Source organism: Acidovorax sp. SUPP950, from assembly GCF_030158935.1.
Taxonomy (GTDB): domain Bacteria; phylum Pseudomonadota; class Gammaproteobacteria; order Burkholderiales; family Burkholderiaceae_C; genus Paracidovorax.
The window spans coordinates 26323-51848 of the sequence record NZ_BQXE01000005.1; the positions used below are offsets into that span (position 1 = coordinate 26323).

25 protein-coding genes and 1 pseudogene are annotated in these 25526 nt (G+C 67.7%); 16 read left to right on the forward strand and 10 right to left on the reverse strand.

The genetic code is table 11. The features are described from left to right. Nucleotides 1–9 precede the first annotated feature (9 nt). From AVME950_RS18675 to AVME950_RS18685, 3 genes are all read right to left on the reverse strand, one after another. Entirely contained in the window at nucleotides 10–1311 is a 1302-nt protein-coding gene (locus AVME950_RS18675; RefSeq protein ID WP_284430970.1) for a TolC family protein, read from the reverse strand. Nucleotides 1312–1416: 105 nt separating this feature from the next. After that, a complete protein-coding gene (czcI, locus tag AVME950_RS18680; protein WP_349817239.1) occupies nucleotides 1417–1833 on the reverse strand; it encodes a cation efflux protein, CzcI family in 417 nt (138 codons plus the stop codon). A gap of 57 nt (nucleotides 1834–1890) precedes the next feature. Then, nucleotides 1891–2220: a DUF4148 domain-containing protein gene (locus AVME950_RS18685; RefSeq protein ID WP_284406685.1), complete on the reverse strand. Its 330-nt coding sequence runs from the start codon at nucleotides 2218–2220 to the stop codon at nucleotides 1891–1893. 165 nt (nucleotides 2221–2385) lie between these two features. Between AVME950_RS18685 and AVME950_RS18690 the strand changes: the two genes are divergently transcribed. Both AVME950_RS18690 and AVME950_RS18695 read left to right on the forward strand, forming a co-directional pair. Further along, nucleotides 2386–3063 (forward strand): heavy metal response regulator transcription factor, encoded by a 678-nt coding sequence (locus AVME950_RS18690; RefSeq protein ID WP_284430972.1) that lies wholly within the window; start codon nucleotides 2386–2388, stop codon nucleotides 3061–3063. Further along, the gene (locus tag AVME950_RS18695; protein ID WP_284430973.1) at nucleotides 3060–4397 is read left to right on the forward strand and encodes a heavy metal sensor histidine kinase; all 1338 of its coding nucleotides are present in this window, start codon (nucleotides 3060–3062) and stop codon (nucleotides 4395–4397) included. Before AVME950_RS18690 ends, AVME950_RS18695 begins: the two co-directional genes overlap by 4 nt. Before the next feature lie 57 nt (nucleotides 4398–4454). Here the strand turns inward: AVME950_RS18695 and lipA are convergent, their stop codons facing one another. The 3 genes from lipA to AVME950_RS18710 are packed head-to-tail and all read right to left on the reverse strand — an operon-like array spanning nucleotide 4455 to nucleotide 6470. Next, nucleotides 4455–5435 (reverse strand): lipoyl synthase, encoded by a 981-nt coding sequence (gene lipA / locus AVME950_RS18700; RefSeq protein WP_284430974.1) that lies wholly within the window; start codon nucleotides 5433–5435, stop codon nucleotides 4455–4457. Between the two features lie 13 nt (nucleotides 5436–5448). Beyond that, nucleotides 5449–6150: a lipoyl(octanoyl) transferase LipB gene (gene lipB, locus AVME950_RS18705; protein ID WP_284430975.1), complete on the reverse strand. Its 702-nt coding sequence runs from the start codon at nucleotides 6148–6150 to the stop codon at nucleotides 5449–5451. Between the two features lie 5 nt (nucleotides 6151–6155). Further along, the gene (locus AVME950_RS18710; protein ID WP_284430976.1) at nucleotides 6156–6470 is read right to left on the reverse strand and encodes a YbeD family protein; all 315 of its coding nucleotides are present in this window, start codon (nucleotides 6468–6470) and stop codon (nucleotides 6156–6158) included. Between the two features lie 237 nt (nucleotides 6471–6707). Between AVME950_RS18710 and AVME950_RS18715 the strand changes: the two genes are divergently transcribed. From AVME950_RS18715 to pdeM, 14 genes and pseudogenes are all read left to right on the forward strand, one after another. Beyond that, a complete protein-coding gene (locus tag AVME950_RS18715) occupies nucleotides 6708–7175 on the forward strand; it encodes an ATP synthase subunit I (protein WP_284430977.1) in 468 nt (155 codons plus the stop codon). A gap of 21 nt (nucleotides 7176–7196) precedes the next feature. Beyond that, entirely contained in the window at nucleotides 7197–8075 is an 879-nt protein-coding gene (gene atpB / locus AVME950_RS18720) for a F0F1 ATP synthase subunit A (RefSeq protein ID WP_092745138.1), read from the forward strand. 51 nt (nucleotides 8076–8126) lie between these two features. Then, complete coding sequence (atpE, locus tag AVME950_RS18725) at nucleotides 8127–8375, forward strand: F0F1 ATP synthase subunit C (RefSeq protein ID WP_092745139.1); 249 nt, start codon at nucleotides 8127–8129, stop codon at nucleotides 8373–8375. 34 nt (nucleotides 8376–8409) lie between these two features. Continuing rightward, a complete protein-coding gene (locus tag AVME950_RS18730; RefSeq protein ID WP_272565779.1) occupies nucleotides 8410–8880 on the forward strand; it encodes a F0F1 ATP synthase subunit B in 471 nt (156 codons plus the stop codon). An 11-nt stretch (nucleotides 8881–8891) separates the two neighbouring features. After that, nucleotides 8892–9434, forward strand: a complete 543-nt coding sequence (locus AVME950_RS18735) for a F0F1 ATP synthase subunit delta (RefSeq protein WP_272565778.1) — start codon at nucleotides 8892–8894, stop codon at nucleotides 9432–9434. Between the two features lie 43 nt (nucleotides 9435–9477). Next, nucleotides 9478–11031, forward strand: coding sequence for a F0F1 ATP synthase subunit alpha (gene atpA, locus AVME950_RS18740; RefSeq protein ID WP_272565775.1), 1554 nt, complete (start codon nucleotides 9478–9480; stop codon nucleotides 11029–11031). 18 nt (nucleotides 11032–11049) lie between these two features. Then, on the forward strand, nucleotides 11050–11916 hold the full coding sequence (gene atpG, locus AVME950_RS18745; RefSeq protein ID WP_272549600.1) for a F0F1 ATP synthase subunit gamma: 867 nt from the start codon (nucleotides 11050–11052) through the stop codon (nucleotides 11914–11916). Between the two features lie 36 nt (nucleotides 11917–11952). After that, entirely contained in the window at nucleotides 11953–13359 is a 1407-nt protein-coding gene (gene atpD / locus AVME950_RS18750; protein WP_284430978.1) for a F0F1 ATP synthase subunit beta, read from the forward strand. A gap of 121 nt (nucleotides 13360–13480) precedes the next feature. Then, nucleotides 13481–13897 carry a F0F1 ATP synthase subunit epsilon gene (locus AVME950_RS18755; RefSeq protein WP_092745245.1) on the forward strand — a complete coding sequence of 139 codons (417 nt, stop codon included), beginning with the start codon at nucleotides 13481–13483 and terminating at the stop codon, nucleotides 13895–13897. Between the two features lie 307 nt (nucleotides 13898–14204). Further along, a pseudogene (locus AVME950_RS18760) lies at nucleotides 14205–15248 on the forward strand (ligase-associated DNA damage response exonuclease); the annotation flags it as partial. 374 nt (nucleotides 15249–15622) lie between these two features. After that, complete coding sequence (locus AVME950_RS18765; RefSeq protein WP_284430979.1) at nucleotides 15623–17332, forward strand: ATP-dependent DNA ligase; 1710 nt, start codon at nucleotides 15623–15625, stop codon at nucleotides 17330–17332. Between the two features lie 17 nt (nucleotides 17333–17349). Beyond that, nucleotides 17350–17736 carry a hypothetical protein gene (locus tag AVME950_RS18770; protein WP_284430980.1) on the forward strand — a complete coding sequence of 129 codons (387 nt, stop codon included), beginning with the start codon at nucleotides 17350–17352 and terminating at the stop codon, nucleotides 17734–17736. Then, nucleotides 17733–20768 (forward strand): ligase-associated DNA damage response DEXH box helicase, encoded by a 3036-nt coding sequence (locus AVME950_RS18775; protein WP_284430981.1) that lies wholly within the window; start codon nucleotides 17733–17735, stop codon nucleotides 20766–20768. The genes AVME950_RS18770 and AVME950_RS18775 overlap by 4 nt, the downstream gene beginning before the upstream one ends. A gap of 14 nt (nucleotides 20769–20782) precedes the next feature. Further along, nucleotides 20783–21487, forward strand: coding sequence for a ligase-associated DNA damage response endonuclease PdeM (pdeM, locus tag AVME950_RS18780; protein WP_284430982.1), 705 nt, complete (start codon nucleotides 20783–20785; stop codon nucleotides 21485–21487). Between the two features lie 28 nt (nucleotides 21488–21515). Here the strand turns inward: pdeM and AVME950_RS18785 are convergent, their stop codons facing one another. From AVME950_RS18785 to AVME950_RS18800, 4 genes are all read right to left on the reverse strand, one after another. Beyond that, nucleotides 21516–23009, reverse strand: a complete 1494-nt coding sequence (locus tag AVME950_RS18785; protein ID WP_284430983.1) for an NEL-type E3 ubiquitin ligase domain-containing protein — start codon at nucleotides 23007–23009, stop codon at nucleotides 21516–21518. 304 nt (nucleotides 23010–23313) lie between these two features. Continuing rightward, nucleotides 23314–23904, reverse strand: coding sequence for a TPM domain-containing protein (locus AVME950_RS18790; RefSeq protein ID WP_284430984.1), 591 nt, complete (start codon nucleotides 23902–23904; stop codon nucleotides 23314–23316). A 2-nt stretch (nucleotides 23905–23906) separates the two neighbouring features. Further along, nucleotides 23907–24854 carry a TPM domain-containing protein gene (locus AVME950_RS18795; RefSeq protein ID WP_284430985.1) on the reverse strand — a complete coding sequence of 316 codons (948 nt, stop codon included), beginning with the start codon at nucleotides 24852–24854 and terminating at the stop codon, nucleotides 23907–23909. Between the two features lie 22 nt (nucleotides 24855–24876). After that, nucleotides 24877–25476, reverse strand: a complete 600-nt coding sequence (locus tag AVME950_RS18800) for a LemA family protein (protein ID WP_272565758.1) — start codon at nucleotides 25474–25476, stop codon at nucleotides 24877–24879. Nucleotides 25477–25526: the final 50 nt, after the last annotated feature.

The window sequence follows — 25526 nt, forward strand, 5'->3', positions numbered from 1 at the left end:
GGTGGACTTTCAGCGGGCAAATGAAATGGGGGAGGGCAGGTCGTCGCCGGCGTGCCCCAGCAAGCGGTCCAGGTCGCTGGCGGCGCGGTGCGCGGCGGCCAGGGCGCGCAGCGTTTGCGTGCGCACCTGCAGCAGCGTGCGCTGTGCATCAAGGGCTTCCAGAAAACTGAACTTGCCCAGTTCGAACCCTTTGGTCGCGGCCTGGTAGGCGCTCTCCGCGCCGGGAAGGGCGTCGCGCTGCAGTGTTTCGGCCTCGATGCGCGACGCATGGAGGGTTTCCAATGCCGCCGCCGCTTCGGAGGCCGTGCGCAGTTCGGTGGAAAGCAGTTCGTCGCGTGCCTGCTCCTCGCGGCTCAACGCTTCGGCCAGGTTGCCCTGGTTGGTGTCGAAAATGGGCAGGGGAATGGACACGCCCACCACCCACTGGTTTCCGCCCACGTCGGGGCTTCGCTTGCTGCCCAGCGTCACTGCGATGTCGGGCACCCGCTTGGCCTGCTCCAGGGCCGTCAGCGCACTGCGCCGATCGACTTCCAGCCGTGCCTGAACCAAAGAGGGTGCGCCATGCATCCGCTGCTCGATCTCCAGGCTGGACGGTGGGGTGGGCAAGGCATCGAGCTGTCCCACGGCATGGGCGAAGGCGGGCTTCGGATTGCCCCACAGCGCGGCCAGTTGCTGCCTTGCGGTTCGCAGGGCGCCCTCGGCCTGCAAACGCTCCACCTGCACGCCGGACTCGGCCACCTTGGCCTTCGTTTCCTCCAGTGGCGAGACCTTGCCGGCAGCCACCCGGTTGGCCGCGGCATGCACTGCCCGCTGTGCCAGCGTGACCGAGTCCTGGGCCAGGCGGACGCGCTCCTGCGCGGCCAGGACTTCGAAGAAGGCGGTGATCACGCCCGCGCGAAGCTCTGATCGGCGTGCCAGGGCGGCGGCGGCGGCCTGGTCCCGCGCCCGCTCGGCGGCTGTGATGCGGGCGGCTCGCTTGCCGCCCAGCTCGATCGGCTGGCTGATCTGCACGGTCGTCGTGCGGCGCTCCTGCCGCAGGTCCTCCACCGTGGTCTCCAGCACAGGATTGGGCCGTGCGCCCGCCTGCCGGATGGCAGCATCCGCCGCATCGCGCGCACGCGCCACGGCAGACAGGTCGGGATTGTTCTGCCATGCCAGTGCCACCGCGGTGGCAAGGCTCAAGGGCTCGGACGATTCCACGGTGCGTGGCTGCACCGTGGATGAGGGGGGAAGCGGGGTGGTCTGGCTGTGCGAAAAGACCGGAAATGCCGCGAAAGCCATGGCGGCCAGCGACACAAAATGCCTGTGCATCGAATTCTCCTGGGTTGCAACAACAACGGGCGGATGAATTCGGCGAGAGTTCTCAGCGAAGGGCTGTGATCAAAGAGGGAAGGCCGTGCCGTGTCTCTCGCCGAATCAGGCGAGCGCTGGCCAGGCAGGGCGCGTGGGAATGCCTCCCACGTGGGAGCGATAGGACTCGGTGAAGGACGGGGGCCGGGCGGTGGGCCCGGCCGTGCCCGCTACGTTGGCGGTATGGGCCAGGGGCTGCACCGTGCAGGTGTGGCAGGTCAGGCAATCATTGTCCGGACCTCCCGGCAAGGGGTCCGAGGGCGTATCGGTGTCTTGTGCCGACGCGCTGGTGGCGGCGACGTGGTGGTGTTCGTGGTGCCCGAAATGCGAGGCGCTGGCATGGCTTTCGTGCTGGCAATAGCCTGCGGCGGCCGCCCAGCTCAGCTGGAACGGCATCGCGAAAAGCAAAAGGATCATCAGCCAGCGGCGCATCGGGCGGCAGTATATCGGTGGGCCGCAAGGGCCTGGCATGGGGCTGGGCATTGCCCGAAGCCCCCGGGTGTACAGGCGCCCTGCATTGGCATGGGTGCGGAGGCAGGCTCAATGGTCGCCATAGCGCAGCAGGTTGCCCTTGGCGGCGCGCTCGGCCTCCAGGCGCACTTGCTCGCGTGTCAGCGCGCTCGGGGCATTGGCCTCCTTGCGGGGCACCTCCAGGCCCCACTGCATGGCCACCAGGGTGCCGTCGGTGCGGGCAGTGGCCAGCTCCGACAGGACCTGCGCCCGCGACTTTGCCTGGGCGGCATGCTGCGGATGCACGGTGTAGCCGGCTTCGGTGGGCGCGCTGTGCAAGGTGCTGGCCGCCGAAGCGCTCAAGGGCACCCATGCAGCCGACATGGCGGCGAACAGAAAAACGGCGGGGGAACGGGTCATGGTCAATCTCCTGGGTTGGGCATCCGGCCCGAACCGCCGGACCGGGATGCAGCCGAACGTTGTGCCGGCGTGAAGTCACTGTAAAAACCCAGTCGGCCGATTCACCGACGGCAAGATGACGAATTCGTCATCTTTCAATCGGTCCCCGGGCGATACGATGGCCCGATGCGCATACTGGTCATCGAAGACGAGCCCAAGCTGGGCGATTACGTCAAAAAAGGCTTGGAAGAAAACGGCTACGTAGTCGACATTGCCAGGGACGGCATCCAGGGCCGGTACCTCGCCACGCAGGGCGATTACTCGGTCATCCTGCTCGACGTGATGCTGCCCGGGGTGGATGGTTTCGGCGTGCTGGCCGCCATTCGGCAGGGCAAGGACGTGCCCGTATTGATGGTCACGGCCCGCGATCAGGTCGAGGATCGCGTCAGGGGCCTGCAGCAGGGCGCCGACGACTATCTGGTCAAGCCCTTCGCGTTCTCCGAACTGCTGGCGCGGGTGCAGGCCCTGCAGCGCAGGGGGCCGCTGCAGGAGCATACCGTGCTGAAGCTGGCCGACCTGGAGCTTGATCTGGTTGCACGCAAATGCCATCGTGAAGGCGTGCGGATCGACCTGACCGCCAAGGAGTTCGCCTTGCTCGCCTTGCTGATGCGCCGCCAGGGGCGCGTGCTCTCTCGAACGACGCTCGCCGAACAAGTGTGGGACATGCACTTCGACAGCGAAACCAATGTGGTGGAGGTGGCCGTGCGACGCCTGCGCAGCAAGCTGGACGATCCGTTTGCGCGACGGCTCTTGCACACGGTGCGCGGAATGGGTTACGTCTTGGAGGATCGGGAACCGCCATGAGTCCTTTCCCGTCATCGATACAGCGTCGGCTGTCCGTTTGGCTGGCCCTGCAGACGCTGATTGGCCTCAGCGTGCTCTGCGTCTCCGTCTATGTCGTCACGGCGTGGAATTTTCGACAGAAGGCACAGGAAGAACTGGACCAGCAGGCGCGACTGGTATCCCATCTGCTGAACGAGCGCAGCCAAGGGGGCGGGGCGCTGTCCTTGCAGCACAAGCTGGAAGATTACTTTTCCTCCCATGGCAACGTGAGCGTGTCCATCGGCCGCGATGGCGCGCAGTTGTTCAGCTCTACCCCGGCCACTTCGGGCGAATGGGTCTGGGCCGATCACCGGGTGGCGCCGCACGACAGCGGCTCCCCCTTCAACGTGCGCATTGGCATCGACACCACGCAGGACGCGCGCCTTCTGCGCCGGCTGGGCGGGACGCTGGCCTTGGCCGTGGTGCTGGGCACGCTGCTGGTCTCGCTGACGGGGACGCTGCTCGTGCGCCATGGCCTTCGGCCGCTGCACAAGTTGGCGGAGCGAACCGCCCGCATCACGCCGGACGCTGCCAGTGCACCCATCGATCCCCTCGAATTTGCCCAGGAGCTTCGCCCCTGGATCGCGCAATTCAATGCGCTCATGGCCCGGGTCGAACAGGCCTATTCGCAGTCCAAGGCCTTCAATGCCGATGTGGCCCACGAGTTGCGCACGCCCCTGGCGAACCTCATTGCCTCGGCGGAGGTCGAACTGGCCCGCCCCCGCTCCGCCCAGGACATGCAGTCGCTGTTGGTGTCGAACCTGGAAGAGATCCGGCGGCTCTCGGGCATCGTGGCCGACATGTTGTTTCTGTCGCGGGCCGATCGTGGAGAGTCCTTGCGCTCACGGCAGTCGGCCCGCCTTGCAGAGCAAGCCTGCGCCGTGCTGGAGTTCCATGAAGCCTCGCTGGAGGAGGCTGGCTTGCGGGCCACTGTCGTGGGCGACGCCACCGCAGCGGTGGACGTGCCGCTGGTGCGCCGTGCCCTGTCCAACCTGTTGGGCAATGCCATCCGCTATGCGGCGAAGGACTCCACCATTGTTGTGGCCATCCGACCATGGCGCGACGGCGCGGAGATCGCCGTTGAAAATCAGGGACCTGGTATTGCGCCAGAGGCGCTCAGCAGGCTGTTCGAACGCTTTTTCCGGGCAGCATCGGCACGCGATGGTTCGGACCAGCATCACGGCCTGGGATTGGCCATCGTGGACGCCATTGCGCGAATGCATGGCGGAAAAACCTTTGCCAGCAGCACGGCGCAGGTCACGCGCATCGGCTTCACCGTCAGTGCATCGACCACAGAACCGCCCGCAACGTCCTGATTTGCAGGGTTCGACCGGGAGAGGCCTCCCGTTCCCTGCGGCAACCCGGCCCGGGCGCTACACGCCGGCCGCGTGCGCCTGCTGGTCTGCGTGGTAGCTGGAGCGAACCATCGCACCCACCGCCGCGTGGCTGAAACCCATTTCGTAGGCCTTTTCCTCAAACATCTTGAACGTGTCCGGGTGCACATAGCGGCGCACCGGCAGATGGCTGTTGGAGGGCGAGAGGTACTGGCCGATGGTCAGCATGTCGATGTCATGCGCGCGCATGTCGGCCATGACCTGGAGGATCTCCTCGTCCGTCTCGCCCAGGCCCACCATGATGCCGCTCTTGGTCGGAACACCAGGGTGCAGTGCCTTGAATTTCTTGAGCAGGTTCAGGCTGAACTGGTAGTCGCTGCCGGGCCGGGCTTCTTTGTACAGGCGTGGCGCCGTCTCCAGGTTGTGGTTCATCACGTCGGGTGGCGCGGCCTTGAGGATCTCCAGCGCGCGGTCATCCCGTCCGCGGAAGTCTGGCACGAGGATCTCGATCTGGGTGTTGGGGGAGAGCGTGCGGATGTGCTGGATGCACTCCACGAAGTGCCCGCTGCCGCCATCGCGCAGATCGTCGCGGTCCACACTGGTGATCACCACGTACTTCAGCCGCAGCTGTGCGATGGTCTTGGCCAGGTTCAGCGGCTCGTCCTTGTCCAGCGGGTCGGGCCGGCCATGCCCCACGTCGCAGAACGGGCAGCGGCGCGTGCACTTGTCGCCCATGATCATGAACGTGGCCGTTCCCTTGCCGAAGCATTCGCCAATGTTGGGGCAACTGGCTTCCTCGCACACCGTGTGCAGCTTGTTCTCGCGCAGGATGTCCTTGATCTCGTAGAAGCGCGTGGTAGGGCTGCCTGCCTTCACCCGTATCCACTCGGGCTTCTTGAGCACTTCGCCTTGCTCGACCTTGATCGGAATGCGCGACAGCTTGGCGGCTGCCTTCTGCTTGGCCAGCGGGTTGTAGGCAGCGGTGGTTTGCGCTTCGCGCACGACTTCAGGAGTGCTCATGGCAGGGTAGTGGTCAGGGGGCCAGGCGAATGGCGAGCTGCTGGCTCAGCACTTCGGCGGCTTCTTCCCAGGTGGTGTGGACCCCGATTGTAGAAAGGTCCACCGTTTGCAACCCTGCGTAGCCACAAGGGTTGATGCGCGAGAAGGGTTCCAGGTCCATGTCCACGTTGAGTGCCACGCCGTGGTAGGTGCAATGGCGCGACACCTTGATGCCCAATGCGGCAATCTTGCCCAGCCCGGTGAAGTCAGGGGCGTCATGGGCTTGCGTGGCTGGCAGACCCTCGGCCTTGCGTGGCCGCTGTGGCAGTTGGGCATGGCCTCCCGGGTCATCCAGGCGCACGTAGATGCCCGGGGCCCCGCCCACGCGGTGCCCGGTGATGCCGAAATGGGCCAGCGTCCGGATTACCGCTTCTTCGATGCGGTAGACGTATTCCTTGACGAAATAACCGGCGCGCTGCAGATCCAGCAACGGATAGGCCACGACCTGCCCCGGGCCATGGAAAGTCACCTGCCCGCCCCGATTGGTGGCGACGATGGGAATGTCGCCAGAGGCCAGCACATGGTCGGCCTTGCCGGCCAGCCCCTGCGTGTAGAGGGGCGGGTGCTGGCAGATCCACAGCGCATCGGGAGTCTGGGACGTACGCTCCTGCGTGAAAGCCTGCATGCCCTGCAGCGTCTCCCGATAGTCCACGAGGCCCAGGTGGCGAATCTCCATGGGATTTAGAGCACCACCTTGACCATCGGATGCGAGGACAGCGCCCGGTACAGGTCATCGAGTTGTTCGCGGCTGGTGGCTGTGATCGTGATGGTGACGCCCAGGTAGTTGCCGGCGCGGCTGTCGCGCAGTTCGATGGTCGACGCGTCGAAGGTCGGGTCGAAGCGGTGCGCCAGTTCCGTCACCGCGTGGACGAATCCATCCACTTTCTGACCCATGACCTTGATGGGGAGCGACGAGGGGTACTCGATGAGCGAATCCTTGCGGGGATCGGTCGCGGACGGGACGTCTGATGGGAGCGTGGAAGGGGGCTGTGTCATGGCGATGGTCTATAAACGGCGGGCTTTGTGCCATTTTGAACGGGTTCGGGGCCGGCAATCTTTCGGCCGAAGCCTGCACCGCGATAGGGCGGTTCACGTTGGCCGGTCACCACAACGGAGCGCGCGTGCGCACACTTTCATACCGGCCTGAGAGGTCATTGCCGGATGAAAGTGGTTTTTACTTATAATCAGGGGCTTTGTGAAAGTTTCGGTCTGTAAAGTGGGCGTCATTCCTCAATGAAAACAAACGCTCCCGACCACGAAACTGAGGCTGAAGATTCCGACTTCAAGCCCCTGTCAGCTGAAGAGGCTGCGCAGTGGCGCCTCCGGCATCCGCGGATCTCCGTGTGGCGAATCGTCTGGGGTCAGGCGTTCGTCGGAGCACTGGCTGCCCTGGTGGCATGGCTGGTTTCCGGCAAGCCCACTGTGGCTTGGTCCACGGGGTATGGCGCACTGGCGGTGGTGATTCCCGCGGCCTTGTTCGCGCGGGGCATGGCCCGGCATCAAACTTCCGCGGGAGGTGCGATGGCTGGCCTGTTCGGGTGGGAGTTGGTCAAGATTGCAATGACCGTTGCCATGCTGGCGGCGGCGCCCCGGCTGGTTCCGGGGCTGAGTTGGCTGGCATTGCTGGCCGGCATGGTAGTGACGATGAAAACGTACTGGATCGCCCTCATGGTGCGGCCCGGTGTCCGAAAAACCGATTGATATTGATAGAAGAGTTGTCCGATGGCCGCAGAAGCGCATGCACCGACTGCCAGTGAATACATCGTTCACCACTTGCAGCATCTCCAGAACATCAAGCAGAAGTCCATTGTCGATTTCTCCGTGGTGAACTTCGATTCCGTGATCGTGGGTTTGGTTCTCGGTTTCATCGCACTTTTTGTCTTCTGGCGTGCCGCCCGCACGGCCACCTCCGGCGTGCCGGGTCGCTTCCAGGCTGCAGTGGAGATCCTGGTCGAGATGGTGGACAACCAGGCCAAGGCCAACATCCACAACGCCGAAAGCCGCAAATTCATCGCTCCCCTGGCACTGACCGTGTTCGTGTGGATCTTCCTGATGAATGCCATGGACATGCTGCCGGTCGATCTGCTGCCCGCCATCTGGGCCCAGATCTACGGTGCCGCCGGCCATGATCCGCACCATGCCTACCTGCGCGTGGTGCCCACCGCCGATCTCTCCACCACCCTCGGTCTGTCGTTCGCCGTGCTGGTGCTTTGCCTGTACTACAGCGTGAAGATCAAGGGCCTGGGCGGCTGGGCGCATGAGCTGGTCACCGCGCCGTTCGGCACCAGCAAGAATCCCGTCTTCGCCCTGATCCTGGGCGTGGTCAATCTGCTCATGCAGATCATTGAATACATTGCCAAGACCGTGTCGCATGGCATGCGGCTGTTCGGCAACATGTACGCTGGTGAGTTGGTGTTCATGCTGATTGCCCTGATGGGCGGTGCTGCTGCCATGTCGCTTTCCGGTGTGTTGCTCCCTCTGGGGCACATCATTGCAGGCTCGATCTGGGCGATCTTCCACATCCTGGTGATCACCCTGCAGGCCTTCATTTTCATGATGCTTGCGCTGATCTATCTCGGCCAGGCGCATGAAGCTCACTGATCCTTTCCCTTTCTTTTTCAACCTTCCTTTCTTTTCATCCTAGGAGTCATCATGGAAAACGTTCTCGGTCTCGTCGCTCTGGCTTGTGGTCTGATCGTGGGTCTCGGCGCTATCGGCGCTTCGATCGGCATCGCACTGATGGGTGGCAAGTACCTCGAAGCGTCCGCTCGCCAGCCTGAGCTGATCAATGAACTGCAAACCAAGATGTTCATCTTGGCCGGTCTGATCGACGCCGCCTTCCTGATCGGCGTGGCCATCGCTCTGCTGTTCGCTTTCGCCAACCCCTTCGTCCTGGCCTAAGCTCCGTTCAACGCCCAACTAGAAAGGTGTTGCCGTGAGTATCAACGCGACCCTGTTCGTTCAGGCCATCGTCTTTCTGATCCTGGTGCTGTTCACGATGAAGTTCGTGTGGCCCCCGATCGCGAAGGCACTGGACGAGCGAGCCCAGAAAATCGCCGATGGCCTCGCTGCCGCCGACCGTGCCAAATCCGAATTGACCGCTGTGAACCAGCGCGTCGAGAAGGAACTGGCCCAGACGCGCAACGAAACGGCATCGCGTATTGCGGACGCCGAGCGCCGCGCTCAGGCCATCATCGACGAGGCCAAGGCCCGTGCGACCGAGGAAGGCAACAAGATCGTCGCCGCTGCCCGTGCAGATGCCGAGCAGCAGTCGATCCAGGCCCGTGAAGCCCTGCGCGAGCAGGTCGCTGCGCTGGCCGTCAAGGGCGCCGAGCAGATTCTCCGCAAGGAAGTCAATGCTGGCGTCCACGCCGACCTGCTGAACCGCCTGAAGACCGAGCTGTAAGGAGCGCGCACATGGCAGAACTCGCCACCATTGCCCGCCCTTACGCGGAAGCCCTGTTCAAGGCCAGCACGTCCCAGCCGGGTGCCGACCTGAACGGCACCGTGGCCTGGGTGGAAGAAGTGGCGGCGATTGCCGCCAATCCTCAGCTGCGCCAACTGGCGGACAACCCCAAGGTGACCTCCGAACAGGTGTTCGACGTCATCACGGGCGTGGTTCGTGGCGCGCTGCCCGAGGCAGCCCGCAACTTCCTGCGTGTCATCATCGAGAACGGCCGTGTGGACGCGCTTCCCGAGGTGGCGGCCCAGTTCCGCGCGCTGGTGAATCGGCGCAACGGCTCTTCCGATGCCGTGGTATTCAGTGCTTTTGCGCTGGACGCCGCCGCGTTGGCCGGCCTGGACGCGGTGCTTGAAAAGCGCTTCGGCCGCAAGTTGAATGTCTCGGTACAGGTGGACGAATCCCTGATCGGCGGCGTTCGCGTAGTCGTGGGAGACGAGGTGCTCGACACCTCCGTCAAAGCCCGTCTGGAACAAATGAAAGCGGCCCTCACTGCGTAAGCGGCTTGAGGTCTCGGCTAACCAAAGAAAGAAGGAAAGAGTCATGCAACTCAATCCCGCAGAAATTTCTGAACTGATCAAGAGCCGCATCGAAGGTCTGGCAGCCAGCAGCGACATCCGCAACCAGGGCACCGTGGTGTCCGTGTCCGACGGTATCGTGCGCGTGCACGGCCTGTCCGACGTGATGCAGGGCGAAATGCTGGAGTTCCCCGCCAACAAGGACGGTGCGCCTTCCTACGGCCTGGCGCTGAACCTCGAGCGCGACTCTGTCGGCGCCGTGATTCTGGGCGAGTACGAGCACATCTCCGAAGGCGACACCGTCAAGTGCACGGGCCGCATTCTGGAAGTGCCCGTGGGCCCCGAACTCGTGGGCCGCGTGGTGAACGCGCTGGGCCAGCCGATCGACGGCAAGGGTCCCATCAACGCCAAGCTCACCGACGTGATCGAAAAGGTCGCTCCGGGCGTGATCGCCCGTAAATCGGTGGACCAGCCCCTGCAGACCGGCCTGAAGTCCATCGACTCCATGGTGCCCGTGGGCCGTGGCCAGCGCGAGCTGATCATCGGTGACCGCCAGACCGGCAAGACGGCCGTCGCCATCGACGCCATCATTGCCCAGAAGGGCCAGGGCGTGACGTGTATCTACGTCGCCATCGGCCAGAAGGCATCGTCCATCAAGAACGTCGTGCGCTCGCTGGAGCAAGCCGGCGCGATGGAATACACGATCGTGGTGGCCGCTTCGGCTTCCGAGTCCGCCGCCATGCAATACGTGTCGGCCTACTCCGGCTGCACGATGGGCGAGTACTTCCGCGACCGCGGCGAAGACGCGCTGATCGTCTATGACGACCTGTCCAAGCAAGCCGTGGCCTACCGCCAGGTTTCGCTGCTGCTGCGCCGCCCGCCAGGCCGCGAAGCCTACCCCGGCGACGTGTTCTATCTCCACAGCCGCCTGCTGGAGCGTGCCGCCCGCGTGAACGCCGACTACGTCGAAGCCTTCACCAAGGGTGAAGTCAAGGGCAAGACCGGTTCGCTGACCGCACTGCCGATCATCGAAACGCAGGCCGGCGACGTGTCCGCCTTCGTTCCGACCAACGTGATCTCGATCACGGACGGCCAGATCTTCCTGGAAACCAGCCTGTTCAACGCCGGTATCCGCCCCGCCATCAACGCCGGTATTTCCGTGTCGCGCGTCGGTGGTGCGGCCCAGACCAAGATCATCAAGAGCCTGTCCGGCGGTATCCGTACCGACCTGGCCCAGTACCGGGAACTGGCTGCGTTCGCGCAGTTTGCTTCCGACCTGGACGAAGCCACCCGCAAGCAGCTGGACCGCGGTGCCCGCGTGACCGAACTGCTCAAGCAAGCCCAGTACAGCCCGCTGCCCATCTCCCTGATGGGTGCGACGCTGTTCGCAGTGAACAAGGGCTTCATGGACGACATCGAAGTCAAGAAGGTGCTCGAGTTCGAACACGGCCTGCACCAGTTCCTGAAGTCCAGCCACGGCCCTCTGCTGGCCAAGCTGGAACAGGCGAAGGCCATGGACAAGGACGCTGAAGCCGAATTGACCGCCGCCATCGGCGCGTTCAAGAAGTCGTTCGCCTAAACCGAACGAGGAATCATCATGGCAGCAGGCAAGGAAATACGCGGCAAGATCAAATCGGTGGAAAACACCAAGAAGATCACCAAGGCCATGGAAATGGTGGCCGCGTCCAAGATGCGCAAGGCGCAAGAGCGGATGCGCTCGGCCCGTCCTTACAGCGAGAAGATCCGCAACATCGCCGCCAACCTCGGCAAGGCCAATCCGGAGTACGTTCATCCTTTCATGAAGGAAAACGATGCCAAGGTGGCCGGTGTCATCGTGGTGACGACCGACAAGGGCCTGTGTGGCGGCATGAACACCAACGTGTTGCGTGCCGTGACCACCAAGCTGCGCGAGTTGCAGTCTGCTGGCGTGTCCACCGAGGCCGTGGCCATTGGCAACAAGGGCCTGGGTTTCCTGAACCGCGTCGGTGCCAAGGTGGTTTCGCATGTCACCGGTCTGGGCGACACCCCGCATCTGGACAAGCTGATCGGCCCCGTGAAGGTGCTGCTCGACGCTTATGCCGAAGGCAAGATCAACGCGGTGTACCTGGGGTACACCAAGTTCATCAACACCATGCGGCAGGAGTCGGTGGTGGAGCGTCTGCTCCCCCTGTCTTCCTCGCAGATGGAAGCGGAGAAGACGGAGCACGGCTGGGACTACATCTATGAGCCCGATGCGCAGAGCGTCATCGACGAGCTGCTGCTGCGCTATGTCGAATCCCTGATCTACCAGGCCGTGGCAGAAAACATGGCCTCCGAGCAGTCCGCGCGCATGGTGGCCATGAAGGCTGCCACCGACAACGCAGGCAGCGTCATCGGCGAGTTGAAGCTGGTCTACAACAAAACGCGCCAGGCAGCGATCACGAAAGAGCTTTCGGAAATCGTGTCCGGCGCTGCTGCTGTGTAAACAGACAGCTCAACCCACATTTATTTGGAGCAAAAAATGGCTCAAGTGCAAGGCAAGATTGTTCAATGTATCGGCGCCGTGGTGGACGTGGAGTTCCCGCGCGACCAGATGCCCAAGATTTACGACGCCCTGAAGCTCGACGGTTCCACCCTGACGCTGGAAGTGCAGCAGCAGCTGGGCGACGGCATTGTGCGCACCATCGCTCTGGGCTCGTCCGATGGCCTGCGCCGCGGCATCTTGGTGACCAACACCGGCAACCCCATCACCGTGCCCGTGGGCAAGGCGACCCTGGGCCGCATCATGGACGTGCTGGGCGCGCCCATCGACGAGCGCGGTCCGGTCAGCCAGGACCTCACGGCCTCCATCCACCGCAAGGCCCCCGCGTACGACGAACTGTCGCCTTCGCAGGAGCTGCTGGAAACCGGCATCAAGGTGATCGACCTGGTGTGCCCGTTCGCCAAGGGCGGCAAGGTGGGCCTGTTCGGCGGCGCCGGCGTGGGCAAGACCGTGAACATGATGGAACTCATCAACAACATCGCCAAGGCCCACAGCGGTCTGTCGGTGTTCGCAGGGGTGGGCGAGCGGACCCGTGAAGGGAACGACTTCTATCACGAGATGGCCGATTCCGGCGTGGTGAATCTCGAGAAGCTCGAAGAGTCCAAGGTGGCCATGGTCTACGGCCAGATGAACGAGCCCCCAGGCAACCGCCTGCGTGTCGCGCTGACCGGTCTGACGATCGCCGAGTCGTTCCGCGACGAAGGCCGCGACGTGCTGTTCTTCGTGGACAACATCTACCGCTACACGCTGGCCGGTACCGAAGTGTCCGCACTGCTGGGCCGCATGCCTTCCGCCGTGGGCTACCAGCCCACGCTGGCCGAAGAAATGGGCCGCCTGCAAGAGCGCATCACGTCCACCAAGGTGGGCTCGATCACCTCCATCCAGGCCGTGTACGTGCCAGCGGATGACTTGACCGACCCATCGCCCGCCACGACGTTCGCCCACTTGGACTCCACCGTGGTGCTGTCGCGTGACATCGCTTCCTTGGGGATCTACCCTGCCGTGGACCCGCTGGACTCCACCAGCCGCCAGCTCGACCCGCAAGTCGTGGGCGAAGAGCACTATGCGGTGGCCCGCGGTGTGCAAGGCACGCTGCAGCGCTACAAGGAACTGCGCGACATCATCGCCATTCTGGGCATGGACGAACTGGCTCCCGAGGACAAGCTGGCCGTGGCCCGCGCCCGGAAGATCCAGCGCTTCCTGTCGCAGCCGTTCCACGTGGCCGAAGTGTTCACGGGCTCGCCCGGCAAGTACGTGCCCCTGTCCGAAACCATCCGTGGTTTCAAGATGATCGTGGCCGGCGAGTGCGATCACCTGCCCGAGCAGGCGTTCTACATGGTCGGCACGATCGACGAAGCCTTCGAAAAGGCCAAAAAGGTCGCGTAAGGCGGCGCGATCGGCGGCCTGCCATGGGTGAGCGTGCCGTGCGGGTGCTTCCAGGCACCTGCGGCGCGCCGACCGAGCAGACTGCCGATCTCCAGCTTTCCCGACTTTTGGAAGGAACCCCATGAACACCATTCACGTCGATGTCGTCAGCGCCGAAGAGTCCATCTTCTCCGGCGAAGCGCGGTTCGTCGCTCTGCCCGGCGAAGCCGGTGAACTGGGCATCTACCCCCGCCACACCCCGCTGATCACCCGCATCAAGCCCGGCTCGGTGCGCATCGAGATGGCCGATGGCGGCGAAGAGTTCGTCTTCGTGGCCGGTGGCATTCTGGAAGTGCAGCCCCACCGCGTGACGGTGCTGTCCGATACCGCGGTGCGCGGCAAGGACCTGGATGACGAGAAGGCCAACCAGGCCAAGGCCGCGGCCGAAGAAGCCGTCAAGAACGCCAAGAGCGAACTCGACCTGGCCAAGGCGCAATCGGAACTGGCCGTGATGGCCGCGCAGATCGCTGCGCTGCGCAAGTTCCGCCAAAAGCGCTGACCGAACGACGGCCTGCCTGCCGTCTGCGACAAAGCCGCCCTCGGGCGGCTTTTTTCATGGCCGCGATGAATGAGGCAACAAGGGCCGTGCAGGCGGGCTCGGGGCAGGCGGCCGGGGCGCGCCGTCAGCACGGTAGGCGCCGGCTGACACGGGCATGCGGCGTTCCGCACCCGGGCGAAAGAGGGGTGGGCGATAGCATTCGGCATGCAAGCGCACACAGCACTTCCTTCTACGCACGGCGCATTGGGCGACGGGGTCAGACAGGTCGCCCGTAGGCGCTTCTCCCCTTTCGCGAAAGACACCGGACATGGCGCGCGGTGACGTCGATCTGATCGTCGCGCGCCCCGAAGGCCTGTACTGCACCGCGGGCGATTTCTACATCGACCCCTGGCGGCCGGTGGAGCGGGCGGTCATCACGCACGGCCATTCGGACCATGCGCGCATGGGCCACGCCCATTACCTTGCCCATACCGACAGCGAGGGCGTCCTGCGGGCCCGGCTGGGCGCCGACATCGCCTTGCAGACGCTGGCCTATGGCGAAGCCATCGAGCACCACGGCGTGCGCCTGTCGCTGCACCCCGCCGGCCATGTGCTCGGCTCCGCCCAGGTGCGGCTGGAGCACGGCGGGCGGGTGTGGGTCGCCTCGGGCGACTACAAGACCGAGGCCGACGGCACCTGCACCCCGTTCGAGCCGGTGCGCTGCGACACCTTCATCACCGAATCCACTTTCGGCCTGCCCATCTACCGCTGGCCCACGCAGCCGGTGCTGTTCGCCGACATCGATGCCTGGTGGCGCGCCAATGCCGCGCAGGGCCGGCCTTCGGTGCTGCTGTGCTATGCCTTCGGCAAGGCGCAGCGCATCCTGCACGGCGTGGATCGCAGCATCGGGCCGATCGTGGTGCATGGCGCAGTGGAGCCGCTCAACGCCGTGTACCGCGCGGCCGGCGTGGACCTGCCGCCCACCTTCCGCGTGACTGACCCGGGGGTGGATGCCCAAATGCTCAAGACCGCGCTGGTCCTGGCCCCACCGTCCGCCCAGGGCACGCCGTGGATGCGCCGCTTCGCCCGCCATGCCGATGCATTCGCCAGCGGCTGGATGCAGCTGCGCGGCACGCGCCGCCGCCGGGGCGTGGACCGCGGGTTCGTGATGTCGGACCATGCGGACTGGCCCGGCCTGCAGCGGGCGATCGGGGCCACCGGGGCCGAACGCGTTTTCGTGACCCATGGCAGCGTGGCGGTGCTAGTGCGCTGGCTGTGCGAACAGGGGCTGGATGCGCAATCGTTCCACACGGAATACGGCGATGAGGACGACCAGGAAGCCGCCCCCACACCGGCCGTGCCGGTGCCAGCGCAGGCCGATGAGGCCGTGGACGCGGGCCGTGCCGCGCAGGCGGCCACGCCCGTGATCGCCCAGCCCGGTGGAGACGCATCCCCGGTGATCGACGGTGCGCCGTCTGCCCCGCCACCGTCCGATGCCAGCGCCCCCGCTGCGCAGGCCGGCGAAGGCCCAGGCGACGTGGCCGCAGCCGCCCAGGCCGCGGCGCCGGACGGCGTGCCCGGTGCTCCGAGGCCCCGCTCCAGGGGCCGATCGAAACGCGCCGCCGCAGCCGCCGATCCCGATCAAGGCCGCCTCACGGAGCCCGTCACCGAAGCCGTTGCCCCTTCCGAGGCCGAGTCCCCCTCCCTCTCTTCCGCGCCGCCCCGCCGACCCCCTTCGTCCGAACCATGAAGGACTTCGCCGCGCTCTACCGCGCGCTCGACGCCAGCACCTCCAGCCTGGCCAAGCAGGCCGCGCTGCAGGCCTACCTGCGCGCCGCGGCGCCGGCGGATGCGGCGTGGGCGGTGTATTTCCTGGCCGGCGGCAAGCCACGCCAGCTGGTGCCGACCAAGCTGCTGCGCACCCTGGCGCGCGATGCGGCCCGGTTGCCCGAATGGCTGTTCGACGAGAGCTACGAGGCCGTGGGCGATCTGGCCGAGACCATCTCGCTGCTGCTGCCCGCGCCCACCGCCGTGCAGGCGCTGGGCCTGGCCGAGTGGATGGAGCACCACCTGCTGCCCCTGCGCGGCATGCCGCCCGAGGCGCTGGAGACCACGCTGCGGGCCCAGTGGGCGGGTCTCGCGCCCGAAGAGCGGCTGGTGTATTTCAAGCTCATCACGGGGGCGTTCCGCGTGGGCGTGTCGCGCCTGCAGGTCACGCAGGCGCTGGCGGCGGTGAGCGGCGTGGATGCCAAGCGTGTCGCGCAGCGGCTCATGGGCTATACGCACATCGGGGCGCGTCCGGGCGAGGCCGACTACCTGCGCCTGGTCGCGGCCGAGGGCGAAGGCGGCGATGATGCGGCGCAGGGCGAAGCCCGGGGCCATCCCTATCCGTTCTTCCTGGCGCACCCGCTGCAACTGCCGGTGTCCCAGTTCGACACGGTGCTCGGCCCGCCCGCGCAGTGGATCGTGGAGTGGAAGTGGGACGGCATCCGCGCCCAGATCGTGCGGCGCAGCACCCGCGCCGAGGGCGCCAGCGAAGGCGCCGGCACCTGGGTCTGGTCGCGCGGCGAGGAGTTGGTGAGCGACCGCTTTCCCGAGCTGCAGGCGCTCGGGGAAGCGCTGCCCGACGGCACGGTGCTCGATGGCGAGATCGTCGTCTGGCGCGCTGCCGAGGGCGATGCCGCGGCCCACGTGCGCCCGTTCGCCGATTTGCAAAAGCGCATCGGCCGCAAGACCCTCACACCGAAGCTGCTGCGCGAGCTGCCCGTGGTGCTGCTCGCCTACGACCTGCTGGAGGAGGGCGGCCAGGACCTGCGCCAGCGGCCCCAGCACGAACGGCGGGCGCGGCTCGATGCGCTGCTGGCGCGCGTGGCGCACCCGGCGCTGGTGGCCAGCCCGGTGCTGCAGGGCGACCGCTGGCAGGATCTGGCGGTCCAGCGCGAGCAGGCCCGCTCGCTGGGCGTGGAAGGCATGATGCTCAAGGCCCGCGATGCCGAATACGGCGTCGGCCGCACCAAGGACGTGGGCACGTGGTGGAAGTGGAAGATCGACCCCTTGAGCATCGATGCGGTGCTGATCTATGCCCAGCGCGGCCATGGCCGGCGCGCCAGCCTCTACAGCGACTACACCTTCGCGGTGTGGGACGGCCCGCCAGGCACCGAGGGGCGCGCGCTGGTGCCGTTCGCCAAGGCCTATTCTGGCCTGACCGATGCGGAGATGGCGCGGGTGGATGCGGTCATCCGCAAGACCACCGTCGAGACCTTCGGCCCGGTGCGCAGCGTGCGGCCCACGCTGGTGTTCGAACTGGGGTTCGAGGGCATCGCCCGCAGCAGCCGCCACAAGAGCGGGATCGCCGTGCGCTTTCCGCGCATGCTGCGCTGGCGCGAGGACAAGCCGGTGGACGAAGCGGATTCGGTGGACACCCTGGCGGCGCTGTTGCCGAGGTCGGATGCGTGATCGCCGGAGGGCCGTCCGTGCCGCGCATTGACGACGGCCATGAGCGCGCGGCGTTCCTGGGCCGGGCGGTGGGCCGGCGGCCCGCGCACCCTGCGGTGACGCATCCCAAGAAAACGCTCCGGGCCAAGGCGGCGCACCCGGCTTGCCTGCGCTTTGCGGCGGGCTGCCTGCGGTGCGCGCGGCGAGCGGGCACCGTGCCTGCGCGCTCCGCGGCGTCGCGCCCGGGAGGGGGGCGGTCGTTCCGTCCGGTGCGGCCGTTCGTGCGCCAGCCGCTGCGCAGCGCAGCGCAAGCGGAGCGGGGGGCGCAAGCCATGGCGCTTCCCTTGTCACGCCGCTGGGTACGGGCCGGCGAGGCGCGCACGTCGTTGCGGCGCCGTTCGCCACGGCAGGGGGGCTGGCAGTGACCCGGTCCACGGTCCAGCGCGCGGTGGCCGACTGGTTCGCGCAGCGGGGCTGGAAGCCGTTCCCGTTCCAGAAGCAGGTGTGGAAGGCCATGGCGGAGGGCCGCTCGGGGCTGCTGCACGCGACGACCGGGGCGGGCAAGACCTATGCGGTGTGGCTCGGCGCCCTGCAGGCGCTGGCCGGTGATCCAGACGGATCTGAGCCGAATCGGGCTCCAGCGCAGAGAGTACTAGGGCGTGATGCTATAAAAAAAGTAGCAATTCCTTTGCGGGGGCGCCAGAGCACCGCCGCACCGCTCACCGTCCTGTGGCTCACGCCCATGCGGGCGCTGGCGGCCGACACGCTCAAGGCGCTGCAGGCGCCGCTCGATGCGCTGGCGCCGGTGCACGGCGGCGTGGCGCGCTGGACGGCCGGCGCGCGCACGGGCGATACCGCCAGCAGCGAGCGCAGCGCGCAGTCGCGGCGCCTGCCCACGGTGCTGGTGACCACGCCCGAGAGCCTGTCGCTGCTGCTGGCGCGGGGCGATGCGCGCGAGGTGCTGTCGTCCGTGCAGCTGGTGGTGGCCGACGAATGGCACGAGTTGCTGGGCAACAAGCGCGGGGTGCAGGTGCAGCTGGCCATCGCCCGGCTGCAGGGCTGGAACCCGGCGCTGCGCGTGTGGGGCATGTCGGCCACGCTCGGCAACCTGGAGGAAGCCATGCACACGCTGCTGGGCCAGCCGCCCGGTCGGCAGGGCGGCGGCGCCGCAGAGGGCGTGCTGGTGCAGGGCCGGTTGGACAAGCGCCTGGTGGTGGACACGCTGCTGCCCGACCACCCCGAGCGCTTTTCGTGGGCCGGCCACCTGGGCCTGTCGATGCTGCCCGCCGTGGTGCGCGAGCTGGCCGGCACGCGCACCACGCTGGTCTTCGTCAACGTGCGCTCGCAGGCCGAGGTCTGGTACAAGGCCATTCTCGATGCGCGGCCCGACTGGGCGGGCGAGCTGGCCATCCACCATGGCTCGCTGGACCGCGGCGTGCGCGAATGGGTCGAGGCCGGGCTCAAGGCCGGGCGGCTGCGGGCGGTGGTGTGCACCTCCAGCCTGGACCTGGGCGTGGACTTCCTGCCCGTGGAGCGCGTGCTGCAGATCGGCTCGGCCAAGGGCATCGCGCGGCTGCTGCAGCGCGCGGGGCGATCGGGCCACGCGCCCGGGCGGCCGTCGCGCATCACGCTGGTGCCCACCCACAGCCTGGAGCTGGTCGAGGCCGCCGCCGCCCGCGCCGCGGTGCAGGCGGGCCAGGTGGAGATGCGCGCCAGCCCGCGCCGCCCCGTGGACGTGCTGGTGCAGCACCTGGTCACCGTCGCCCTGGGCGGCGGCTTCGAGCCCGAGGCGCTCTATGCCGAGGTGCGCCGCACGGCCGCCTATGCCGACCTGCCGCGCGCCGTGTGGCAGTGGTGCCTGGATTTCGTGCACCGGGGCGGGCCGTCGCTGGCCGTCTACCCGGACTACCAGCGCGTGGTGCCCGATGAGGGCGGCGTGTGGCGCATGCCCGATGCGCGCCTGGCGCGGCGCCACCGCGCCAACATCGGCACCATCGTGAGCGATGCCAGCATGGTGGTGCAGGTGCTGCACGGCGCGCGCCTGGGCACCATGGAAGAGAGCTTTCTCTCGCGCCTGTCGGCCGGCGACTGCTTCGTGTTCGCGGGCCAGGTGCTGGAGATGGTCAAGATCGAGGACATGACCGCCTACGTGCGCCGCGCCGCGCGCGGCCGCCCCACCGTGCCGCGCTGGGCGGGATCGCGCATGCCCTTGTCCACCGTGCTGGCCGACTTCGTGGTGCGCCAACTCGCATTGGCGGCGGACGGCGACTACCGCTCGCCCGAGCTGAAAAGCGTGCGCCCGCTGCTGGAGGTGCAGCAGCGCTGGTCGGCCCTGCCCACGCCCGGCACGCTGCTGGCCGAAACCCTGCGCACGCGCGAAGGCTGGCACCTGTTTCTCTACCCTTTCGCCGGGCGGCATGCACACACCGGCCTGGCCAGCCTGTTCGCCTGGCGCGCGGCGCAGGGCGAGGCGGGCACCTTCTCGATCGCGGTCAACGACTACGGCCTGGAGCTGCTCAGCGCCACCGAGCGCGACTGGGCGGCCCTGCTGCCCGAGCTGCTCAGCACGCAGGCCCGCCCCGCGCCCGGTGCCCTCGCCGCGCCCACGACGGACCCGGCCCCCGGCGCGGACGCTTGCGACCTGCGCGTGCCCGCCAGCGAAGCCCTGGTCATCCGCAACACGGCCAATGCCGCCCGGGCCGAAGCCGACGATGCCGCGGGCCACCCCCTGCCCGAGGCGCCGCACGGCGACCCCGAGCGCCAGGCCCTGCTGCACGAAGTACTGGCCAGCCTGAACGCCACCGAGATGGCGCGGCGGCGCTTTCGCGAGATCGCGCGCGTGTCGGGGCTGATCTTCCAGAGCCACCCCGGCGAGCGCCGCAGCGCCCGCCAGCTGCAGGCGTCGTCGCAACTGTTCTTCGAGGTCTTTCGCAAATACGACACCACCAACATGCTGCTGCGCCAGGCCGACGAAGAGGTGCTGAGCCAGGAGCTGGACGTGGCCCAGCTGCTGGCCGCGCTGCGCCGCATGCAGGGCCAGCAGCGGGTGGTGCGGGCGCTGCTGCGGCCGAGCCCGTTCGCCTTTCCGCTCATGGTGGAGCGCTTTCGCGAAAAGCTCACCAACGAGCACCTGGCCGACCGCATCGCGCGCATGCTCGCGCAACTGGACAGTGCCGCCGACGCCCGCGGCCCGGCGGCCGAGGCCGCGCCCCGCATGCAGGACGTGGTGCCGCCCGACCCGCCGCTGCGCGCGCGGCGGCTTCCGAAGGCCGCGGCCAGCGAACCGCCGGCCGTCGACGAGGCCCCGGCGGCGCCGCACGACCCCCTGCAGTCCGCGGCGGCCGAAGTGCGCCGCACGCTCGACTTCTCGCTGACCGCCGCCGACGAATCCGCACCGGGCGGCGGCGCGAAGCGGCGCCGCGAGCGCAAGCCCTCGCGGCCCTTGCCCCGGCTGTGAAGAACCATCAAGGCATGAGCGCAACGGACACCCACCCCGCGGCCGAGGGCGCCGCCATCTGCCACCTGGCCGGCACCGAAGTCCACCTGCTGCCCGACCGTTCCATGTGGTGGCCGGCCGGCCGCACGCTGTTCGTGGCCGACGTGCACCTGGGCAAGTCCGACACCTTCCGCGCGCGCGGGCTGCCCGTGCCCTCCGGCACCACGCGCGACAACCTCGATCGGCTGTCGGCCCCGATCGCCCGGCAAGGCGCGCAGCGGCTGGTGGTGCTGGGCGACTTCCTGCATGCGGCCGAAGCCCAGTCGCCTGCGGTGCTGGCCGCCCTGTCGGCATGGCGCGCCGCGCATGCGGCGCTGCAGGTGGTGCTGGTGCGCGGCAACCACGACAGCCACGCCGGCGATCCGCCGGCCGGCCTGGGGTTCGCCATCGTGGACGAGCCCTGGCCGATCGGGCCGTTCGCGTGCTGCCACTACCCGCAGGCGCACGGCACGCTGCACGTGCTCGCCGGCCACGTCCATCCCGCCGTGGTGCTGCGGGGGCGGGGGCGCGACGCCCTGCGCCTGCCGTGCTTCGCGGTGGAGCCGCAACTCACCGTGCTGCCGGCGTTCGGCGAGTTCACCGGCGGCCAGACGATGACCACCGGCCCGGAGCGCCGCTTTTTCGCCGCCGGCGGCGGGCGGGTGTGGGCGGTGCCGGGCATGGGGGCCACGCCGGAGTGACCTGGCCCGTGGGTGAAAGTCCTGCCGGCTATCCGGGGCCGGTTCTGCGCGACGGCCCGGCCTCGGGCGGTCTGGGATGGTTCGGCGGCATCGCTCCGCCCGCCTGAGCCGCCAAGGCCTGAAGGTGCGTATTCACCGAGGCCTCCCACTCGCTGTAGATCTCACGGGCCTGTCGCGAGTATTCGAAAGCGGCGGGGCTTTCATGATCGTCCGGCCAGGGCAATTGATGAAACGGATGGTTGTCCCGGGCGTCCTTCAATGGCTGGAACGTCGCCTGGTGCAGCTCCTGTATGCCCACACGCCAGGTCTCGTGGTGCATCAGAAACGCTGGGTAGGCCTGCGGGTCGGCCGCCTGCGCCAGGACCTCGGAATGCAGGGCTGCGATGTCGTCCGGGTTCAGTGCGCTGAAGTCGAGGTTGGTGAGGTCCTGCGCCGTGTCCTGCGGCAGTTGAAGGGGCCTTTTCAGCGCCGCCTTGGCATGTGCCAGGGTTTCCAGCGGATCTGCCTGCAGCCATTTCGCTTTCCATGGCGGTAAATCGGTGCGCTGCTTCATCTGGTGTATCAACCGGTTCGTGGCGGTCTCCAGCAGCGACAGCCGGAACTGCTGGCCCATCAGGCCGTTCAACTGCGCTTCGTTGATCTTGCCCGCTCGCACGGCCAGCACCATCTGCCGGTTGCGCACGGCCAGCATCACCTTGGAAAAGCCATCGAGCAGGTTGTCCCTGCAATCGCCGAGGGCGGTCTGCGAGATCAGGTACACCTCGCTGCGCAGATCGGGATCGCGCGCGATCGCCAGGATGGTCGTGCGCACCTGGCTGGCCAGTTGCTGTTGTGCCGCAGGCGAAAAACCCGGGTAAGCCTCGTCGTGCAGGCGCTCCAGCACCCGGGCGAAGGCAGGTGCCTGGGGTTCGTCGTCGAAGGCATGGGGGTCCGCGGTGGCGGCCTGCGCCATGCCGCTGCCCATCCATGTCCGGATCTGGTGACCCAGTGGCGCTTTCAGGCGTTCGAGGTCGCCTTCGACATCGCCCTCGTCGAGTTCTTCGTCGCGCTGGGTCTCGAGGTAGGCATCGAGGTCGGCTTCGAGGTCCGATGCGTCATCGCCCTCTTCCAGTGAGGGGGCGGTGGTCACGAACGTGCCCACCGGGTTCATGACGAGTTCGATCACGCGCGCCGCGGCGGGGTGGCTGTGGCGGTGCTGTTGCCATAACGCTTCCAGCCCCGTTTTGATTTCGGCCCGAACGCCCTGGCGTGTCGAAAGGGCCGCCGCCATTTGCTGGATACGGTCCTCCAGATCAGGGCGCTGCACGGCCAGCGCCACCAGATCGAAGAGCTGCGAAGAGGCCAGCGGGCCATGGATGCCCAGTTCCCCCAAAGCGTGCTGCAGGTGCTCGGGCGTTTCGAGGTCCAGCGCGCCATCATCGGACTGTGGCGATCCAGGGGCTGACGACACCTCCCCGCGCGGGCTGGCCACGGCGGTGGCGGGCAGCGGCGGGCGCAGCGGCATGGCCGAGCGTGGCGGCAAGGAGGGTCCTGCCGTGGGCGCGCTGGCAGAAGTGCGGCGTGGCGACAGGGGCAGGGCTGCATCTGCGGCTGGACCGGTCGTTCGGGCGCGAACGGGCCGGGTGGGCGCTGCGCCGCTGGCCTCGGGGCTGTGTTCTCGTGGCCGGATGCGGCCGGAATGTCGTAGGGGGTCCATGGTCGCCTTTCCCGCCGCATTCGAGCGCGGGCGGTACCGGCGATGTTCGTGCGGGACAGCGGGCGAGACCACGCCCGGCGCGTACGGATGGGCCGTTTCGCGAAGCGCCAGGCTGGCGCGGGGGGGGCGGCTATTCCTTCAGCAGCGCATCGCCGCTCAGCACCGGTGCATCGGGCAGCCCGCGGCCCGCCGAAGGGTCCGTGGTCGTGCTGGAGACGGCTTGCGCATCCGCCGGAAAGTGCTGCACCAGCAGCGCGGACACCTCCGCCAGCGCCTGCGTCAGCCCGTCCTCGTAGCGCCCGGCGCGAAAGGCCTCGCCCATGTGCACGACCAGGGTGCGCCAGGTCTCGGGCGGCACGGCGCGGGCCAGGCCCCGGTCGGCCACGATCTCGATGGCCTGCTCGGCCACCAGCAGGTAGATGAGCACGCCGTTGTTGTGCTCGGTGTCCCACACGCGCAGCTTGCCGAACAGCGTGACGGCCCGCTCGCGGGCGCTGGCGCCGCGCCACAGGTAGCTGGTGGGCAGGCCGCCTTCGGCGCAGATGCGGATCTGCCCGGTGTGGCGGCGCTCGCTGGCGGCCACGCGGCGCGTGATGCGCTCCAGCACGTCGGGCGGCAGCGCCTGGTGCAGGCGGCCTTCCACCCAGCGGTGCCGCACGAGCCGCGCGATGCGCGACAGGGCCGAAGGGGTGCCCGCGGGGGCCAGCGAGGTCTTTGCCATGGTCACCAGTCTCCCGAGGCGCCGCCGCCGCCAAAATCGCCGCCGCCGCCCGAACTGAAGCCGCCGCCATCGCTGCTGCCGCCGCCGCCACTGCCACCGCTCCAGCCGCCGAAGCCCCCGGTGGACGTGCCGATCCCGCCGCCTCCGGCCGGCCCGAAGCCGCCGCCGCGCCGCCCGCCCAGGGGCAGGCCGGTGCCGCTGAAAAGCCAGGTGTAGAGCAGCGCGATCAGCCCGGCGCCGCCGGCCAGCAGCACGCTGGTGGTGAACAGAAACGCCAGCCCGCCCACGCCGCCGCCCAGCAGCAGGCCGCCCAGGCGGTTGCCGAAAATGCCGCGCGCCACCGGGCCGCCCACCATCACGCCGAAGAACAGGAAGATGGCGAGGTCGGTCCAGTCCACGCCCGGCGCGGACCGGGCCGCGCGTTCACTGGTGTCACTGGGAAGGGGCAGCGATTCGCCGGCGATGCGCGCGCCGATCTGGTTCACCGCGGCGGACAGGCCGCCCGCGTAGTCGCCCTCGCGAAAGCGTGGCTTCATGGCGCCGTCGATGATGCGCGCGGCGGCGATGTCGGGGATGGCCCCTTCCAGCGCCTTGGCCACCTCGATGCGCATCTTGCGGTCGTCCTTGGCCACCAGCACCAGCACGCCGTCGCCCACGTCCTTGCGGCCGATCTTCCAGGCGTTGCCGACCCGGTTGGCGAACGCGGCCAGTTCCTCGGGCGCGGTGGTGGCCACCATCAGCACCACGACCTGCGAGCCATGGGACTTTTCGATGGCGGCCAGGCGCGTGTCCAGCGCCTGCCGGTCGGCCGCGCTGAGCGTGCCCGTCTGGTCGATCACGCGCGCGGTCAGTGCCGGCACGGCGCGCTGCGCCTGCGCTGGCGTGCCAAAGCAGCCGATGGCGATCAGAAAGAGAGCTGTCAGCGCGAGGCGGACGTGCGCCAGGGCCATGTCGGGCACTCCGGTGGTGGCGTCAGGGCTTGGACGCCGGCTTGGAGAAGTCCACCGCCGGCGGGGTGGAGATCTGCGCCTCGTTCTGCACGGTGAAGCTGGGCTTCGGGTCGTAGCTGAACACCTTGGCCGTGACGTTGGTGGGGAAACTGCGCGCGAGCACGTTGTATTCCTGCACCGTCTGGATATAGCGGTTGCGCGCCACGGTGATGCGGTTTTCGGTGCCCTCCAGCGTCACGCGCAGGTCGCGGAACGCCTGGTTGGCCTGCAGTTGGGGGTAGCGCTCGGCCACCACCATCAGGCGCGAGAGGGCGCCGGACAGCTCGCCCTGCGCGGCCTGGAATTTGTTGAACGCCTCGGGGTTGTTCAGCGTCTCGGGCGTCACCTGGATGGAGGTGGCCTTGGCGCGGGCCTCGACCACCTTGGTCAGCGTGTCCTGCTCGAAGGCGGCCTCGCCCTTGACGGTGGCGACGATGTTGGGCACCAGGTCGGCGCGGCGCTGGTACTGGTTGAGCACCTCGCTCCACGCGGCCTTGGACTGCTCGTCCAGGCGCTGGAAGTCGTTGTAGCCGCAGCCCGAAAGGGCCAGGACGGCGGCCAGGGTGGCAAGAAGACGTTTCATGGCGCGTGCGCTGGGCCGGGTGCAGGCGACAGTGCCGAAAGGCTGGCAGC

Bases quoted from the DNA above. Each gene is read 5' to 3' on its own strand.
- atpB (WP_092745138.1), top strand. From the start codon at position 7,197: ATGGCCGCAGAAGCGCATGCACCGACTGCCAGTGAATACATCGTTCAC.
- atpE (WP_092745139.1), top strand. From the start codon at position 8,127: ATGGAAAACGTTCTCGGTCTCGTCGCTCTGGCTTGTGGTCTGATCGTG.
- AVME950_RS18685 (WP_284406685.1), bottom strand. From the start codon at position 2,220: ATGACCCGTTCCCCCGCCGTTTTTCTGTTCGCCGCCATGTCGGCTGCA.
- atpA (WP_272565775.1), top strand. From the start codon at position 9,478: ATGCAACTCAATCCCGCAGAAATTTCTGAACTGATCAAGAGCCGCATC.
- atpD (WP_284430978.1), top strand. From the start codon at position 11,953: ATGGCTCAAGTGCAAGGCAAGATTGTTCAATGTATCGGCGCCGTGGTG.
- AVME950_RS18800 (WP_272565758.1), bottom strand. From the start codon at position 25,476: ATGAAACGTCTTCTTGCCACCCTGGCCGCCGTCCTGGCCCTTTCGGGC.
- AVME950_RS18695 (WP_284430973.1), top strand. From the start codon at position 3,060: ATGAGTCCTTTCCCGTCATCGATACAGCGTCGGCTGTCCGTTTGGCTG.
- AVME950_RS18715 (WP_284430977.1), top strand. From the start codon at position 6,708: ATGAAAACAAACGCTCCCGACCACGAAACTGAGGCTGAAGATTCCGAC.
- pdeM (WP_284430982.1), top strand. From the start codon at position 20,783: ATGAGCGCAACGGACACCCACCCCGCGGCCGAGGGCGCCGCCATCTGC.
- AVME950_RS18795 (WP_284430985.1), bottom strand. From the start codon at position 24,854: ATGGCCCTGGCGCACGTCCGCCTCGCGCTGACAGCTCTCTTTCTGATC.
- AVME950_RS18690 (WP_284430972.1), top strand. From the start codon at position 2,386: ATGCGCATACTGGTCATCGAAGACGAGCCCAAGCTGGGCGATTACGTC.
- lipB (WP_284430975.1), bottom strand. From the start codon at position 6,150: ATGGAGATTCGCCACCTGGGCCTCGTGGACTATCGGGAGACGCTGCAG.
- lipA (WP_284430974.1), bottom strand. From the start codon at position 5,435: ATGAGCACTCCTGAAGTCGTGCGCGAAGCGCAAACCACCGCTGCCTAC.
- czcI (WP_349817239.1), bottom strand. From the start codon at position 1,833: ATGCCCAGCCCCATGCCAGGCCCTTGCGGCCCACCGATATACTGCCGC.
- AVME950_RS18675 (WP_284430970.1), bottom strand. From the start codon at position 1,311: ATGCACAGGCATTTTGTGTCGCTGGCCGCCATGGCTTTCGCGGCATTT.
- AVME950_RS18710 (WP_284430976.1), bottom strand. From the start codon at position 6,470: ATGACACAGCCCCCTTCCACGCTCCCATCAGACGTCCCGTCCGCGACC.
- AVME950_RS18765 (WP_284430979.1), top strand. From the start codon at position 15,623: ATGAAGGACTTCGCCGCGCTCTACCGCGCGCTCGACGCCAGCACCTCC.
- atpG (WP_272549600.1), top strand. From the start codon at position 11,050: ATGGCAGCAGGCAAGGAAATACGCGGCAAGATCAAATCGGTGGAAAAC.
- AVME950_RS18790 (WP_284430984.1), bottom strand. From the start codon at position 23,904: ATGGCAAAGACCTCGCTGGCCCCCGCGGGCACCCCTTCGGCCCTGTCG.
- AVME950_RS18735 (WP_272565778.1), top strand. From the start codon at position 8,892: ATGGCAGAACTCGCCACCATTGCCCGCCCTTACGCGGAAGCCCTGTTC.
- AVME950_RS18755 (WP_092745245.1), top strand. From the start codon at position 13,481: ATGAACACCATTCACGTCGATGTCGTCAGCGCCGAAGAGTCCATCTTC.